Origin of the sequence: Enterobacter sp. I4 (genome assembly GCF_022669095.1) — a bacterium.
Lineage (GTDB): Bacteria > Pseudomonadota > Gammaproteobacteria > Enterobacterales > Enterobacteriaceae > Enterobacter > Enterobacter pasteurii.
On the sequence record NZ_JALBUO010000003.1, the window covers coordinates 551,169 to 566,749 of the forward strand.

General features: G+C 55.1%; 12 protein-coding genes and 7 tRNA genes. 18 read left to right on the plus strand and 1 reads right to left on the minus strand.

Going from position 1 to position 15,581, the window contains the following annotated elements:
- The first annotated feature begins 310 nt into the window (after positions 1-310).
- From nagB to MOQ06_RS21915, 12 genes are all read left to right on the plus strand, one after another.
- Positions 311-1,111 carry a glucosamine-6-phosphate deaminase gene (gene nagB / locus MOQ06_RS21860; protein WP_148420835.1) on the plus strand — a complete coding sequence of 267 codons (801 nt, stop codon included), beginning with the start codon at positions 311-313 and terminating at the stop codon, positions 1,109-1,111.
- Positions 1,112-1,166: 55 nt separating this feature from the next.
- On the plus strand, positions 1,167-2,315 hold the full coding sequence (nagA, locus tag MOQ06_RS21865; RefSeq protein ID WP_148420837.1) for an N-acetylglucosamine-6-phosphate deacetylase: 1,149 nt from the start codon (positions 1,167-1,169) through the stop codon (positions 2,313-2,315).
- 8 nt (positions 2,316-2,323) lie between these two features.
- Positions 2,324-3,544, plus strand: a complete 1,221-nt coding sequence (locus tag MOQ06_RS21870) for an N-acetylglucosamine repressor (RefSeq protein ID WP_148420838.1) — start codon at positions 2,324-2,326, stop codon at positions 3,542-3,544.
- 45 nt (positions 3,545-3,589) lie between these two features.
- A complete protein-coding gene (nagD, locus tag MOQ06_RS21875) occupies positions 3,590-4,342 on the plus strand; it encodes a ribonucleotide monophosphatase NagD (RefSeq protein ID WP_148420840.1) in 753 nt (250 codons plus the stop codon).
- Positions 4,343-4,592: 250 nt separating this feature from the next.
- Positions 4,593-6,257, plus strand: coding sequence for an asparagine synthase B (asnB, locus tag MOQ06_RS21880; protein ID WP_176610890.1), 1,665 nt, complete (start codon positions 4,593-4,595; stop codon positions 6,255-6,257).
- Between the two features lie 226 nt (positions 6,258-6,483).
- Positions 6,484-6,560 (plus strand) — tRNA-Met (locus MOQ06_RS21885).
- An 8-nt stretch (positions 6,561-6,568) separates the two neighbouring features.
- Positions 6,569-6,653, plus strand: a tRNA-Leu gene (locus tag MOQ06_RS21890).
- 23 nt (positions 6,654-6,676) lie between these two features.
- A tRNA-Gln gene (locus MOQ06_RS21895) sits at positions 6,677-6,751 on the plus strand.
- Between the two features lie 32 nt (positions 6,752-6,783).
- A tRNA-Gln gene (locus MOQ06_RS21900) sits at positions 6,784-6,858 on the plus strand.
- Positions 6,859-6,875: 17 nt separating this feature from the next.
- Positions 6,876-6,952: transfer RNA gene (locus tag MOQ06_RS21905), tRNA-Met, on the plus strand.
- 41 nt (positions 6,953-6,993) lie between these two features.
- A tRNA-Gln gene (locus MOQ06_RS21910) sits at positions 6,994-7,068 on the plus strand.
- 34 nt (positions 7,069-7,102) lie between these two features.
- Positions 7,103-7,177: transfer RNA gene (locus MOQ06_RS21915), tRNA-Gln, on the plus strand.
- A 113-nt stretch (positions 7,178-7,290) separates the two neighbouring features.
- Here the strand turns inward: MOQ06_RS21915 and ubiF are convergent.
- Positions 7,291-8,466 carry a 3-demethoxyubiquinol 3-hydroxylase gene (gene ubiF / locus MOQ06_RS21920; protein WP_242174800.1) on the minus strand — a complete coding sequence of 392 codons (1,176 nt, stop codon included), beginning with the start codon at positions 8,464-8,466 and terminating at the stop codon, positions 7,291-7,293.
- 135 nt (positions 8,467-8,601) lie between these two features.
- Between ubiF and miaB the strand changes: the two genes are divergently transcribed.
- From miaB to MOQ06_RS21950, 6 genes are all read left to right on the plus strand, one after another.
- Entirely contained in the window at positions 8,602-10,026 is a 1,425-nt protein-coding gene (miaB, locus tag MOQ06_RS21925; protein ID WP_148420843.1) for a tRNA (N6-isopentenyl adenosine(37)-C2)-methylthiotransferase MiaB, read from the plus strand.
- Positions 10,027-10,189: 163 nt separating this feature from the next.
- Entirely contained in the window at positions 10,190-11,236 is a 1,047-nt protein-coding gene (locus MOQ06_RS21930) for a PhoH family protein (protein WP_148420845.1), read from the plus strand.
- Positions 11,233-11,700, plus strand: a complete 468-nt coding sequence (gene ybeY, locus MOQ06_RS21935) for an rRNA maturation RNase YbeY (protein WP_003858677.1) — start codon at positions 11,233-11,235, stop codon at positions 11,698-11,700. Before MOQ06_RS21930 ends, ybeY begins: the two co-directional genes overlap by 4 nt.
- Positions 11,701-11,784: 84 nt before the next feature.
- A complete protein-coding gene (gene corC, locus MOQ06_RS21940) occupies positions 11,785-12,663 on the plus strand; it encodes a CNNM family magnesium/cobalt transport protein CorC (protein ID WP_148420847.1) in 879 nt (292 codons plus the stop codon).
- 5 nt (positions 12,664-12,668) lie between these two features.
- Entirely contained in the window at positions 12,669-14,207 is a 1,539-nt protein-coding gene (lnt, locus tag MOQ06_RS21945; protein WP_242174802.1) for an apolipoprotein N-acyltransferase, read from the plus strand.
- Positions 14,208-14,602: 395 nt separating this feature from the next.
- Positions 14,603-15,508: an amino acid ABC transporter substrate-binding protein gene (locus tag MOQ06_RS21950; RefSeq protein WP_148420851.1), complete on the plus strand. Its 906-nt coding sequence runs from the start codon at positions 14,603-14,605 to the stop codon at positions 15,506-15,508.
- The last annotated feature ends 73 nt before the right edge of the window (positions 15,509-15,581 follow it).

Below are 15,581 nucleotides of genomic sequence, written 5' to 3' on the forward strand. Positions count from 1 at the left end.
GACCCGTTGTGAAGGCTCGCGCATAAACTATGTTTTTTATTGTGTCACGAACGATAGATACAGTTGATGATTCACTGGCAGTGTGAGTGTGTGAAAAATTAATTCGTATCGCAAATTAAACACCTATTTTTTGTGATTATTGTCACCAAATATCGTATTCAACCCTCCCTTTCACTGGCTAACGACGAAAACTTATTTTATCATTCAAAAAATCAAGACGGATTGATCCGGCCTGAAAGGTTCCAGGTTACGCTTAGTTCAGGTTGCACTAATCATCCGCCCACTTTTACTTAAACTTTAGAGGTGAATAATGAGACTGATTCCCCTGGCAACAGCTGAACAAGTCGGAAAATGGGCTGCACGTCATATCGTTAACCGCATCAACGCCTTCAAGCCAACTGCCGATCGTCCTTTCGTTCTCGGCCTTCCAACCGGCGGCACGCCGCTGACCGCGTATAAAGCGCTGGTGGAAATGCATAAAGCGGGCCAGGTTAGCTTCAAACACGTTGTGACCTTTAACATGGACGAATATGTCGGCCTGCCAAAGGAACATCCGGAAAGCTACCACAGCTTTATGCACCGTAACTTCTTCGATCACGTTGATATCCCGGCGGAAAATATTAACCTGCTGAATGGAAACGCGCCTGATATTGACGCAGAATGCCGTCAGTATGAAGAAAAAATCCGTTCTTACGGTAAAATCCACCTGTTTATGGGCGGCGTGGGCAACGATGGCCACATCGCGTTCAACGAACCGGCCTCTTCACTGGCATCCCGTACACGTATCAAAACGCTGACCCACGACACGCGTGTGGCTAACTCCCGCTTCTTTGACGGCGACGTGAACCAGGTGCCTAAATACGCGCTGACCGTTGGCGTAGGCACCCTGCTGGATGCCGAAGAAGTGATGATTCTGGTGCTGGGAGCCGTGAAAGCGCAGGCGCTTCAGGCCGCTGTTGAAGGTAACGTAAACCACATGTGGACCATCAGCTGCCTGCAGCTGCATCCAAAATCAGTCATCGTGTGTGACGAACCGTCCACCATGGAACTGAAAGTGAAAACGCTGAAATACTTCAACGAGTTAGAAGCAGAGAACATCAAAGGTCTGTAATTGAATAACCGCCTCTTTATTCAGGGGCGGTCGCTTTTGTTAACCGGGGGTCAATATGTACGCTTTAACCCACGGTCGGATTTATACCGGCCATGAAATTCTGGATGACCATGCGATTGTTATCGCCAATGGCCTGATTGAACGTGTTTGCCCGCTGGCAGAACTGCCGCCGGAGATCGAGCAGCGTTCTCTCAATGGAGCTGCGATCTCCCCCGGTTTCATCGACGTACAGCTTAACGGCTGCGGCGGTGTCCAGTTTAACGATACCCCAGAGGCGGTAACGGTTGAAACGCTGGAAATCATGCAAAAAGCCAATGAGAAATCGGGCTGCACCAGCTATCTGCCGACGCTTATCACCAGCAGCGACGACCTGATGAAGCAGGGTATCCGCGTCATGCGCGAGTACCAGGCAAAATATCCGAATCAGGCGCTGGGCCTGCATCTGGAAGGACCATGGCTGAACATGGTCAAGAAAGGCACCCATAACCCGAACTATGTGCGCAAGCCGGATGCCGAACTGGTTGATTACCTGTGCGCCAACGCCGATGCGATCGTTAAAGTCACGCTGGCACCGGAAATGACCGGCACGGACGTTATCAGCAAGCTGGCTGCCGCCGGGATTGTGGTATCAGCGGGTCACTCGAACGCCACGCTGAAGGAGGCGAAAGCAGGTTTCCGCGCAGGCATTACGTTTGCCACGCACCTTTACAACGCGATGCCGTACATCACCGGCCGCGAACCGGGCCTGGTTGGAGCTATTCTGGATGAGCCGGACGTCTACTGCGGCATTATCGCCGACGGTATGCATGTCGATTACGCTAACATCCGCAACGCCAAGCGCCTTAAGGGCGACAAGCTGTGCCTGGTAACCGATGCCACCGCACCGGCAGGGGCAAATATTGACCAGTTCATTTTTGCTGGTAAAACAATATACTACCGGAATGGACTGTGCGTGGATGAGAACGGCACGCTGAGCGGTTCTTCTCTGACGATGATCGAAGGGGTACGTAACCTCGTTGAGCATTGCGGAATTGCACTTGATGAAGTGCTGCGTATGGCCACGCTTTATCCGGCACGCGCAATTGGCGTGGATAAACGGCTCGGTGGTATTGCACCCGGTATGGTTGCAAACCTGACGGCGTTCACACACGATTATAAAATTATTAAGACCATCGTTAATGGTAACGAGGTCGTCACTGAGTAAGTAAAAGTATGACACCAGGCGGACAAGCTCAAATCGGTAATGTCGATCTCGTTAAACAGCTTAACAGCGCGGCAGTTTATCGCCTGATTGACCAGCACGGGCCAATCTCACGCATCCAGATAGCCGAACAAAGCCAGCTTGCTCCCGCCAGCGTGACAAAAATTACGCGTCAGCTTATTGAGCGCGGCCTGATCAAAGAAGTCGATCAGCAGGCCTCCACCGGAGGCCGCCGCGCGATCTCCATCGTTACTGAAACCCGCAACTTTCAGGCGATTGGCGTCCGTTTAGGCCGTCATGACACCACGCTTACGCTCTACGATCTGAGCAGCAAAGCCATTGCCGAAGAGCACTACCCGCTTCCTGAACGCACTCAGGAGACGCTTGAACACGCCTTACTGAATACCATTGCGCACTTTATCGAAAGCTGTCAGCGCAAGATCCGCGAGCTGATTGCCATTTCGGTCATTCTGCCCGGCCTGGTCGACCCGGAGAGCGGCGTTATTCGCTACATGCCGCATATAAACGTGGAAAACTGGGGGCTGGTTGAGGCGCTGGAAAAGCGCTTTAAGCTGACCTGTTTTGTCGGTCACGATATCCGCTCACTGGCGCTGGCGGAGCACTACTTTGGTGCGAGCCAGGACTGCGAAGACTCTATTCTGGTGCGCGTGCATCGTGGTACAGGCGCTGGCATCATCTCTAACGGGCGCATTTTTATCGGTCGTAACGGCAACGTGGGCGAGATTGGCCATATCCAGGTTGAACCGCTCGGCGAGCGCTGCCACTGCGGTAACTTTGGCTGCCTCGAAACCGTGGCCGCCAATGCCGCCATTGAGCATCGCGTTCGCCATCTGCTGGAACAGGGTTACCAGAGCCGCGTTACGCTGGACGATTGTAAAATCGCCGCCATCTGCAAAGCCGCCAACAAAGGCGACGCGCTGGCCTGCGAAGTGATCGAACAGGTTGGACGCCATCTGGGTAAAACCATCGCCATTGCCATCAACCTGTTTAATCCGCAGAAAGTGGTGATTGCCGGCGAGATCGTTGAAGCAGAAAAAGTACTGCTGCCGGCTATTGAAGGCTGCATCAATACCCAGGCGCTGAAAGCGTTTCGCCAGAACCTGCCGGTGGTGCGTTCTACGCTCGATCACCGCTCGGCGATTGGCGCGTTCGCGCTGGTAAAACGTGCGATGCTCAACGGGATCCTGCTCCAGCATTTGCTGGAATCCTGATCGGACCTTATAGTAACGCCTTCTTTTTTTGATGTCGGGTTGACCATGACCATTAAGAATGTAATTTGTGATATCGACGGCGTGCTGATGCACGACAACGTTGCCGTGCCGGGTGCTGCGGAGTTTCTTCATCGCATCATCGACAAAGGAATGCCACTGGTTCTTCTCACGAACTACCCTTCACAGACTGGTCAGGATCTGGCAAACCGCTTTGCGACTGCGGGCGTTAACGTACCGGACAGCGTGTTTTATACCTCCGCCATGGCAACGGCTGACTTCCTGAAGCGTCAGGAAGGCAAGAAAGCCTACGTGGTCGGCGAAGGTGCGCTGATCCATGAGCTCTACAAAGCGGGCTTTACCATTACCGACGTGAACCCGGACTTTGTCATCGTGGGCGAAACGCGTTCCTTTAACTGGGAGATGATGCATAAAGCAGCCTACTTTGTCGCCAGCGGCGCGCGCTTTATCGCCACCAACCCGGATACGCACGGCCGCGGCTTCTATCCGGCCTGCGGCGCACTGTGCGCCGGTATCGAAAAAATCTCCGGCCGTAAGCCGTTTGTTGTCGGTAAACCGAGCCCGTGGATCGTTCGTGCAGCGCTGAATACGATGCAGGCCCACTCTGAAGAGACCGTGATTGTCGGCGATAACCTGCGCACCGATATTCTGGCCGGCTTCCAGGCGGGGCTCGAAACGATACTGGTGCTCTCTGGCGTCTCGACGATTGACGATATCGACACCATGCCCTTCCGCCCAAGCTGGATATACCCTTCCGTCGACGAAATCGACGTTATTTGATTCAGAACCACGCCTCAGGGCGTGGTTTTTTATTTCTGTAGCCAAAAAACACAGTCAAATCTAACAAAAAGCACCTTCCATTGAATAATCATCAATAAAACCGCACGAAACATACTCATTTTTTAAGATTCCGCAATCGTCATTGCACTTTTTGCGTATTCACCCGTAAAACGCTTGCGCCCTCTCCCCCTTTTGCGGCATTTTCATTAGCAAGCAACATCACAACGCAACAGGGTTAACGGAGAAGGTTATGTGTTCTATTTTTGGCGTACTGGATATTAAAACTGACGCGGGCGAACTGCGTAAAAAAGCACTTGAGCTGTCCCGCCTGATGCGCCATCGCGGTCCGGACTGGTCCGGCGTTTATGCCAGCGATAAAGCGATTCTGGCTCACGAGCGTCTCTCCATTGTTGACGTCAACGCCGGTGCACAGCCGCTGTATAACGAGAAAAAAACGCACGCGCTGGCTGTGAACGGTGAAATCTACAACCATCAGGCCCTGCGCGCCGAGTATGGCGACCGCTACGCCTTCCAGACCGGCTCTGACTGTGAAGTGATCCTGGCGCTGTACCAGGAGAAAGGCCCGGAATTCCTCGACGACCTGCAGGGCATGTTTGCCTTCGCCCTGTACGACAGCGAAAAAGACGCTTACCTGATTGGCCGCGACCATATCGGTATCATTCCGCTGTACATGGGCCACGACGAGCACGGCAACTTCTATGTCGCGTCAGAGATGAAAGCGCTGGTGCCGGTTTGCCGCACCATTAAAGAGTTCCCGGCAGGCAGCTACCTGTGGAGCAAAGATGGCGAAATCCGTCAGTACTACCAGCGCGACTGGTTTGACTACGACGCGGTAAAAGACAACGTTACGGATAAAGCCGAACTGCGCCAGGCGCTGGAAGATTCCGTTAAGAGCCACCTGATGTCAGACGTGCCGTACGGCGTGCTGCTCTCCGGCGGGCTGGACTCTTCCGTGATCTCCGCCATCACCAAGAAATTCGCCGCGCGCCGCGTGGAAGATCAGGAGCGCTCTGAAGCCTGGTGGCCGCAGCTGCACTCCTTTGCCGTGGGCCTGGAAGGTGCGCCTGACCTGAAAGCCGCGCAGGAGGTGGCGAACCACCTCGGCACCGTGCACCATGAAATTCACTTCACCGTGCAGGAAGGCCTGGATGCGATTCGCGATGTGATCTACCACATTGAAACGTATGATGTGACCACCATCCGCGCCTCCACGCCGATGTATTTGATGTCGCGTAAGATCAAAGCGATGGGTATCAAGATGGTGCTCTCCGGCGAGGGTTCAGACGAGGTGTTCGGCGGCTACCTCTACTTCCACAAAGCGCCGAACGCCAAAGAGCTACATGAAGAGACCGTGCGCAAGCTCCAGGCGCTGCACATGTTCGACTGCGCTCGCGCCAACAAAGCGATGTCCGCCTGGGGTGTGGAAGCCCGCGTGCCGTTTCTGGATAAGAATTTCCTCGACGTGGCGATGCGCATCAACCCGCAGGACAAAATGTGCGGCAACGGCAAAATGGAAAAACATATCCTGCGCGAATGTTTTGAATCCTACCTGCCGGCAAGCGTGGCGTGGCGTCAGAAAGAGCAATTCTCCGATGGCGTAGGCTACAGCTGGATCGACACCCTGAAGGAGGTGGCGGCGAAACAGGTTTCTGACCAACAACTGGAAACCGCGAGCTTCCGCTTTCCGTACAACACGCCGGGTTCGAAAGAGGCGTATCTGTACCGTGAAATCTTTGAAGAACTGTTCCCGGTTCCAAGCGCTGCCGAGTGCGTTCCGGGTGGTCCATCTGTCGCCTGCTCGTCAGCCAAAGCCATTGAATGGGATGAATCTTTCAAGGCCATGAACGATCCGTCAGGACGGGCGGTAGGCGTACACCAGTCAGCCTATAAATAACGTTCAGATTGTCATCAGGCCCTCCGGGGCCTGATTTTTTTTGCCTCACTTTTCACCGCATAAAATCGATTAATAACCAATAATTGTCGAATATTCGGCCTCGCTGTTCGCAACCTAACCAAACAGTCACATTCCGGCTATTTTCATTGAAAAAGGTGTTGACGCTGCAAGGGTCTATACGCATAATGCGCCCCGCAACGCCGATAAGGTAACGCGAAAAAAAGATGGCTACGTAGCTCAGTTGGTTAGAGCACATCACTCATAATGATGGGGTCACAGGTTCGAATCCCGTCGTAGCCACCATCTTTTTTGCGGGAGTGGCGAAATTGGTAGACGCACCAGATTTAGGTTCTGGCGCCGCAAGGTGTGCGAGTTCAAGTCTCGCCTCCCGCACCATTCCCAGGTAAGCGTTGCACGGATGGGGTATCGCCAAGCGGTAAGGCACCGGTTTTTGATACCGGCATTCCCTGGTTCGAATCCAGGTACCCCAGCCATATTTCTTCGATTATGCGGTTCTCCGCGGTATTGGGGTATCGCCAAGCGGTAAGGCACCGGTTTTTGATACCGGCATTCCCTGGTTCGAATCCAGGTACCCCAGCCATCGAAGATTGCAGTACTGGCTACGTAGCTCAGTTGGTTAGAGCACATCACTCATAATGATGGGGTCACAGGTTCGAATCCCGTCGTAGCCACCATATTTACGTTATCGAATACTATTCGGTAAACTGAACATTGTTGGGGTATCGCCAAGCGGTAAGGCACCGGATTCTGATTCCGGCATTCCGAGGTTCGAATCCTCGTACCCCAGCCACTTTAAAGTCGTTAAGCAGTACGTTTAACGCAATTGGGGTGTCGCCAAGCGGTAAGGCTCTGGTTTCTGATACCAGCATTCCGGGGTTCGAATCCCTGCACCCCAGCCACTTAAAACAAACAAGCCCGCTCTGCGGGCTTTTTTGTTTTTGTCGTCAGTGCGGTCTGGGCCCCTCACCCTAACCCTCTCCCCGGAGGGGCGAGGGAATAGTCGGAGCAAAGATTAGAGTCCGAGGGCGTATTTCAGGGCCTGACGCTTCAGGCCACCGGCGCGTTCCGCCGCCATCAATCCAATATTTCGCAATATACGCACCGGACCAACGTCATTGCTGAACCCGGCATAGAACAGATCCATCCCCGACTGCATAATGAAGTTATCCGCCATACGGCGCGTCTGGTAGCGCTTCAGCACCTGATGGCTGGCCCACGATTCCGCGTGGGCGCGGGCGTTACCTGCCACATCCAGTAGCGCGTCGACGTCACGGTATCCCAGGTTGACTCCCTGCCCTGCCAGCGGATGGATGGTGTGCGCCGCGTCCCCCACCAGGGCCAGCCCTTCACGGGCATACTGCAACGCATGGCGTCGCATCAGCGGGAATGCGCCCGCAGCAACCGGCGTGACCTGCCCAAGGCATTCCGGGAAGTGCAGCATAATCTCGCGCTGCAATTGTTCCATGCTCAGCCCCTGTAACTGGCGAATACGCGCCGGCTTGTCGTACCACACCAGCGAAGCCCAGTTATCAAACAGCGGCAAGAACGCATGCGGACCGTTCGGCGTAAAATGCTGCCAGGTGCTTTCGCCCGGCGCGGTCTCGCACTGGACGGTGATCAGCATGCAGGACTGATGATACTGCCAGGCATGGATGCCAATGCCCGCCATCTGCCTGACCTGCGAATTTGCACCATCCGCCCCCACCACCAGCTTCACGGCGAGCTCGTCGTCGTTGTCCAGCGTAAGAAGATAGCCGCCGTCATGACGATGAAGGGCTTTCAGCGAGGCCGGAACGCGAAGCGTCACCTTCGGGTGCGCCTCCAGCGCCTGCCAGAGCGCGAGCTGCAAGACGTTGTTTTCTACCATATAGCCCAGGCGCGGCAGCTTCAGCTCGGCGGCATCAAACGACACGTGAGCATTTTCCCACTCCCAGGTTTCAAGACGGCTATAGGGGTGCGCGCGCATCGCCAGTACCGCCTCCCAGACGCCCAGCCCGCGAAGCAAATCAACGGACGCCGCGCTAATGGCGGATATGCGCACGTCCGGCTTGCTGGCGGGATCGAATGCCGGCGGAGCAGCCTGTTCAATAACGGTTACGTCAAATCCCTGCTGCGCCAGCCCCAGCGCCAGCGCGCCGCCGACCATACCGCCGCCGACGACGGCAACTTCGGTGTGTTGGAGTGTCATGGTCACTATTCCTTATTGGAGAATGCCTTAAGTTTACCGGATTTTTGCGGTCCTGAGGTTGACAACCTTCATACTGGTCACAACCGCACCAAAGCATTACAATACGCGGCTTGCAATCCTGAGCTGAGCAAGTCGATGACTAAAAAACTCCATATAAAAACCTGGGGCTGTCAGATGAACGAATACGATTCATCCAAGATGGCCGATCTGCTGGATACCACCCACGGATACCAGCTGACTGAAAATGTGAAAGAAGCCGATGTGCTGCTGCTGAACACCTGTTCAATTCGTGAAAAAGCGCAGGAGAAAGTCTTTCATGTGTTAGGCCGCTGGAAACTGCTTAAGCGGAAAAATCCGGACCTGATCATTGGCGTTGGGGGCTGCGTTGCATCGCAGGAAGGTAAGCTGATCCGCCAGCGAGCACCCTATGTGGATATCGTCTTTGGCCCTCAGACCCTGCACCGCCTGCCAGAGATGATCAATCAGGTTCGCGGCAATCGTAGCCCGGTAGTGGACGTAAGCTTCCCTGAGATCGAGAAGTTTGACCGTCTGCCGGAGCCGCGTGCCGATGGCCCGACCGCGTTCGTCTCCATCATGGAAGGCTGCAATAAATACTGTACTTACTGCGTGGTGCCTTATACCCGCGGTGAAGAGGTCAGCCGCCCGGCAGACGATATTCTGTTCGAAATCGCGCAGCTTGCCGCGCAGGGCGTGCGTGAAGTAAACCTGCTGGGCCAGAACGTGAACGCCTGGCGCGGTGAAAACTACGACGGTACCACGGGCAGCTTTGCAGAACTGCTGCGCCTGGTGGCCGCGATTGACGGCATCGACCGTATTCGCTTTACCACCAGCCATCCGATGGAGTTTACCGACGACATCATCGACGTTTACCGCGATACGCCGGAGCTGGTGAGCTTCCTGCACCTGCCGATTCAGTGCGGCTCTGACCGCGTGCTGAACCTGATGGGGCGTCCACATACGGTGCTGGAATACAAATCCACCATCCGTAAGCTGCGCGAAGCGCGTCCGGATATCCAGATCAGCTCCGACTTCATCGTTGGTTTCCCAGGCGAAACCGCTGAAGACTTCGAGCGCACCATGAAGCTCATCGGCGAAGTCAATTTTGACGTCAGCTACAGCTTCATCTTCTCTCCGCGTCCCGGAACCCCGGCGGCCGATATGGTTGACGATGTGCCGGAAGAAGAGAAAAAGCAGCGTCTGTATATTCTGCAGGAGCGTATTAACCAGCAGGCCAACGCCTGGAGCCGTCGCATGCTCGGGACCGTCCAGCGTATTCTGGTGGAAGGTACCTCCCGTAAGAGCATTATGGAGCTGTCCGGTCGTACCGAGAACAACCGCGTGGTGAACTTTGAAGGCACCCCGGACATGATCGGCAAATTTGTGGACGTGGAGATTGTCGACGTGCTCACCAACTCGCTGCGCGCGAAGCTGGTGCGTACCGAAGACGAAATGGGTCTGCGCATTGCTGAGACCCCGGAATCCGTTATCTCTCGCACCCGCAAAGTCAACGATTCTGGCGTAGGCATTTACCAGCCATAATCCTTCTGGCCTGCCTGTCCGGCAGGCCTTGTATTTCCTCTCAGCACCCCCAATATCTACCGCAACGCTTGCGCCTTTATTCTATGGCGTGAATAATTTCGGTAATGACCATTTTATTACGCCGTGTGGCCTCAGGTCAGTTAACCAATCAAAGAGGAACAGTTTGAACATAGATACGCGTGAAATTACCCTAACGCCCGCAGACAACGCTCGCCTGCTGAGCCTGTGCGGGCCGTTTGATGACAACATCAAGCAACTTGAGCGACGTCTGGGTATCGAAATCAATCGTCGCGATAACCATTTCAAACTCACCGGACGCCCTATCTGCGTCAACGCCGCGGCGGATATTCTGCGCAGCCTGTATGTTGATACCGCCCCGATGCGTGGCGAAATTCAGGATATTGAACCTGAACAAATTCACCTTGCCATCAAAGAGGCGCGCGTGCTCGAGCAGAGCGCAGAAAGCGTGCCGGACTACGGTAAGGCCATCAATATCAAAACCAAGCGCGGCGTGATTAAGCCTCGTACCCCAAACCAGGCGCAGTACATCGCCAACATTCTCGACCATGACATCACCTTCGGCGTGGGCCCGGCGGGTACGGGTAAAACCTATCTGGCGGTTGCCGCTGCGGTAGATGCGCTGGAGCGTCAGGAGATTCGCCGTATTCTGCTGACCCGTCCTGCTGTAGAAGCCGGTGAGAAACTCGGCTTCCTGCCGGGCGACTTAAGCCAGAAGGTGGATCCTTACCTGCGCCCGCTGTACGACGCGCTGTTCGAAATGCTGGGCTTCGAGAAAGTTGAGAAGCTCATCGAACGTAACGTGATTGAAGTCGCCCCGCTGGCCTACATGCGTGGCCGTACGCTTAACGATGCGTTCATCATTCTGGATGAAAGCCAGAACACCACCATCGAACAGATGAAGATGTTCCTGACGCGTATTGGCTTTAACTCGAAAGCGGTTATTACCGGTGACGTCACCCAGATTGACCTGCCGCGCAGCACCAAATCGGGTTTGCGTCATGCCATCGAAGTGCTGGCCGAGGTGGACGAAATCAGCTTTAACTTCTTCCACAGCGAAGACGTGGTACGCCACCCGGTGGTCGCGCGTATCGTTAACGCTTATGAGGCCTGGGAAGAGGCCGATCAGAAGCGCAGGGCCGAGCTGGCCGCAGAACGTAAGCGCGAAGCGCAGGAGCATGAACAGAAATGAGTCAGGTGATCCTCGATTTACAGCTGGCCTGTGAAGATAATTCCGGCATGCCGGAAGAGGCACAGTTTCAGAAATGGCTGGATGCCGTTATCCCCCAGTTTCAGGAAGAATCGGAAGTCACGATTCGCCTGGTGGATGAAGCGGAAAGCCACGAGCTTAACCTGACCTATCGCGGGAAAGATAAACCGACCAACGTGCTCTCTTTCCCGTTCGAAGCTCCTCCGGGCATCGAGATGCCATTGCTGGGCGATCTGATCATCTGCCGTCAGGTGGTTGAGCAGGAAGCCAAAGAGCAGCAAAAGCCGCTGGAGGCGCACTGGGCACACATGGTCGTGCACGGTAGCCTGCATCTTCTGGGTTACGACCATATTGAAGATGACGAAGCGGAAGAGATGGAATCCCTCGAGACAGAGATAATGCTTGCTCTGGGCTATGAGGATCCGTACATTGCCGAGAAAGAATAGTCAGTCACTGACTACCATGCCGCCGCGCAGGGATAGAGCGCGGCGGTTAACGTTGAACTAACAAGAGAACCCTTTACAAACGCCATGAGCGACGACAATTCACACAGTAGCGACACGACAACCACTAAAAAGGGATTTTTCTCCCTCATTCTGAACCAGCTTTTCCACGGCGAACCGAAAAACCGTGATGAACTGCTGGAGCTGATTCGTGATTCCGGGCAAAACGACCTTATCGACGAAGATACGCGCGAAATGCTCGAAGGGGTCATGGACATCGCCGACCAGCGCGTCCGCGACATTATGATCCCCCGCTCGCAGATGATTACCCTGAAACGCAACCAGACGCTGGACGAGTGCCTCGATGTAATCATCGAATCGGCCCACTCGCGCTTCCCGGTCATCAGCGAAGACAAAGATCACATTGAAGGGGTTTTGATGGCGAAAGATCTGCTGCCGTTTATGCGCAGCGATGCCGAAGCCTTCAGTATGGAAAAAGTGTTACGCCCGGCGGTGGTTGTGCCGGAAAGTAAACGTGTGGATCGGATGCTGAAGGAGTTCCGCTCCCAGCGCTACCACATGGCGATTGTGATTGATGAATTTGGTGGCGTTTCCGGTCTGGTCACGATTGAAGACATCCTTGAGCTGATCGTTGGCGAAATCGAAGACGAGTATGACGAAGAAGAGGATATCGACTTCCGTCAGCTGAGCCGCCACACCTGGACCGTGCGCGCGCTGGCCTCTATTGAGGACTTCAACGACACCTTTGGCACCAGCTTCAGCGATGAAGAGGTGGACACCATTGGTGGTCTGGTGATGCAGGCCTTCGGCCATCTTCCGGCCCGCGGTGAAACCGTCGACATCGATGGTTACCAGTTTAAGGTCGCCATGGCCGACAGCCGACGTATTATTCAGGTCCACGTCAGAATGCCGGACGACTCACCGGTGCCAAAACTGGAAGATTAATGTAAATGGCATTTGCCCCATTATTTGAACGCCAGCGCGTCCGTTTGCTGCTGGCGCTATTACTCGGAGCCAGCGGTACGCTGGCTTTTTCTCCTTACGATATCTGGCCGGCCGCCCTTCTCTCGCTGATGGGGCTACAGGGTCTGACCCTGAACCGTCGTCCGGTACAGGCCGCCGCCATCGGCTACTTCTGGGGCCTGGGGCTGTTTGGCTCTGGTATTAACTGGGTCTACGTCAGTATCGCGCAGTTTGGCGGCATGCCGGGGCCGGTTAACGTCTTCCTGGTTGTGCTGCTCGCCGCGTATCTCTCGCTCTACACCGGCCTGTTCGCGGGGATCCTGTCCCGGCTGTGGCCAAAAACGACCTGGCTGCGCGTGGCGATAGCCGCTCCCGTTGTCTGGCAAATCACCGAGTTTCTGCGCGGCTGGGTACTCACCGGCTTCCCGTGGCTACAGTTCGGCTACAGCCAGATAGACGGCCCGCTGAAAGGCCTGGCCCCGGTCATGGGCGTGGAGGCGATTAACTTTCTGCTGATGGTGGTCAGCGGCCTGCTGGTGCTGGCGCTGGCTACGCGCAGCTGGAAACCGCTGGCAGCCGGGCTAATCCTCTTTGCCCTGCCCTTCCCGCTGCGTTATATCCAGTGGTTCACGCTGGAGCCCGCCCGCGCCACGCAGGTTTCTCTGGTGCAGGGCGATATCCCGCAGTCAATGAAATGGGACGAGAATCAGCTGCTGAACACGCTGAAAATCTACGCTAACGCCACCGAACAGGTGATGGGCAAATCGCAGCTCATCATCTGGCCCGAGTCCGCAATCCCCGACCTGGAGATCAACCAGCAGCCCTTCCTGAAGATGATGGACGATTTGCTGCGCGCACGCGGCAGTACCCTGATTACCGGCATCGTGGACGCGCGTCTGAACCAGCAGAACCGCTACGACACCTACAACACCATCATCACCCTCGGTAAGGACAGCGAATACAGCTATACCTCCACCAATCGCTACAACAAGAACCACCTTGTACCGTTTGGCGAGTTTGTTCCGCTGGAGTCGATACTGCGCCCGCTGGCACCGTTCTTCGATCTGCCGATGTCCTCGTTCAGCCGTGGCCCTTACGTTCAGCCGCAGCTGCACGCGCACGGTTTTGCCCTGACGGCCGCCATTTGCTACGAGATTATCCTCGGCGAGCAGGTGCGCGATAACTTCCGCCCGGATACCGACTACCTGCTGACCATCTCGAACGATGCGTGGTTCGGCAAGTCGATTGGCCCGTGGCAGCATTTCCAGATGGCGCGAATGCGTTCCCTGGAGCTGGCGCGTCCGCTGCTGCGCAGCACCAATAACGGCATCACCGCCGTGATTGGCCCGCAGGGCGAAATCCAGGCCATGATCCCGCAGTTCACCCGTGAAGTACTGACCACTAAGGTCACGCCTGCCACGGGCCTGACGCCGTACGCCCGTACCGGCAACTGGCCACTGTGGATCCTGACCGCGCTGTTCGGTTTTGCCGCGGTGCTGATGAGTCTGCGTCAGCATCGTAAATAACCCCTCACCCTAGCCCTCTCCCCCTGGGAGAGGGAAGAGTCCACGCACAGTTTCACCATCCAGCTCCGCCTTTTCCCCTCTCCCTTCCAGGGAGAGGGGCGATTCTGGCACGCCTATTGCTTTAATTAATCACGCACACGCTGTCTGGCTTAACGTGCAACCCTGTTGCACCAGCAACGATCGTCGGTAGCACCGAAACGGTGCAACGAGAGATTATTGCCTCTGAATGGTGCGGCGCGCTTCGCAAAAATAAACAATAACGCAGCAAAATCTTTACATTAAGCCAGACTAAATGTTAACAAGCTTGCATAACACTGCACTCGCATTGCGCGAGATATAACAACATCACAATGGGTATCAAAGCGTCACTGGCGCTGATAAGAAAGGAGTTGGGTATGCAATTACGTAAACTGGCCACAGCAATGCTGGTTATGGGAATGTCCGCGGGCGTCGTTCACGCTGAAGACGCTCCGGCAGCAGGAAGCACCCTCGACAAGATTGCCAAAAACGGCGTGATCGTGGTCGGCCACCGTGAATCTTCTGTCCCGTTCTCTTACTACGACAACACGCAAAAAGTCGTGGGCTATTCACAGGACTACTCCAACGCCATCGTTGAAGCTGTGAAGAAAAAGCTGAACAAACCTGACCTGCAGGTGAAGCTGATCCCCATCACTTCACAGAACCGTATTCCCCTGCTGCAAAACGGCACATTTGATTTCGAGTGTGGCTCCACCACCAACAACCTTGAGCGCCAGAAGCAGGCTGCCTTCTCCGACACCATTTTCGTTGTGGGCACCCGCCTGCTGACCAAAAAAGGCGGCGACATCAAAGATTTCGCTGATCTGAAAGGTAAAGCGGTTGTCGTGACCTCCGGTACCACGTCCGAAGTGCTGCTGCACAAGCTGAACGACGAGAAGAAAATGGACATGCGCATCATCAGCGCGAAAGACCATGGCGACTCCTTCCGTACGCTGGAAAGCGGCCGTGCCGTCGCGTTTATGATGGATGACGCGCTGCTGGCGGGCGAGCGCGCGAAGGCGAAAAAACCAGACAACTGGGAGATCGTAGGTACCGCGCAGTCGAAAGAAGCGTACGGCTGTATGCTGCGTAAAGGCGACGCGGACTTCAAGAAACTGATCGACGACACCATCGCTCAGGCGCAAACCTCTGGCGAAGCAGCCAAATGGTTCGACAAGTGGTTCAAAAACCCGATTCCACCAAAAAACCTGAACATGAACTTTGAACTGTCTGACGACATGAAGGCGCTGTTCAAATCACCAAACGACAAAGCTCTTAACTAATTAGAACGACAGGGGCGGGATCTCCTGCCCTCTCGATTGTCGGGAAGCATGGACAGACTATACGTTGAGTGGT

What these genes read in the sequence shown, in the direction of transcription:
- nagA (WP_148420837.1), top strand. Translation starts at nt 1,167, where the DNA reads ATGTACGCTTTAACCCACGGTCGGATTTATACCGGCCATGAAATTCTG.
- ybeY (WP_003858677.1), top strand. Translation starts at nt 11,233, where the DNA reads ATGAGTCAGGTGATCCTCGATTTACAGCTGGCCTGTGAAGATAATTCC.
- nagD (WP_148420840.1), top strand. Translation starts at nt 3,590, where the DNA reads ATGACCATTAAGAATGTAATTTGTGATATCGACGGCGTGCTGATGCAC.
- nagB (WP_148420835.1), top strand. Translation starts at nt 311, where the DNA reads ATGAGACTGATTCCCCTGGCAACAGCTGAACAAGTCGGAAAATGGGCT.
- MOQ06_RS21870 (WP_148420838.1), top strand. Translation starts at nt 2,324, where the DNA reads ATGACACCAGGCGGACAAGCTCAAATCGGTAATGTCGATCTCGTTAAA.
- corC (WP_148420847.1), top strand. Translation starts at nt 11,785, where the DNA reads ATGAGCGACGACAATTCACACAGTAGCGACACGACAACCACTAAAAAG.
- lnt (WP_242174802.1), top strand. Translation starts at nt 12,669, where the DNA reads ATGGCATTTGCCCCATTATTTGAACGCCAGCGCGTCCGTTTGCTGCTG.
- MOQ06_RS21950 (WP_148420851.1), top strand. Translation starts at nt 14,603, where the DNA reads ATGCAATTACGTAAACTGGCCACAGCAATGCTGGTTATGGGAATGTCC.
- ubiF (WP_242174800.1), bottom strand. Translation starts at nt 8,466, where the DNA reads ATGACACTCCAACACACCGAAGTTGCCGTCGTCGGCGGCGGTATGGTC.
- miaB (WP_148420843.1), top strand. Translation starts at nt 8,602, where the DNA reads ATGACTAAAAAACTCCATATAAAAACCTGGGGCTGTCAGATGAACGAA.
- asnB (WP_176610890.1), top strand. Translation starts at nt 4,593, where the DNA reads ATGTGTTCTATTTTTGGCGTACTGGATATTAAAACTGACGCGGGCGAA.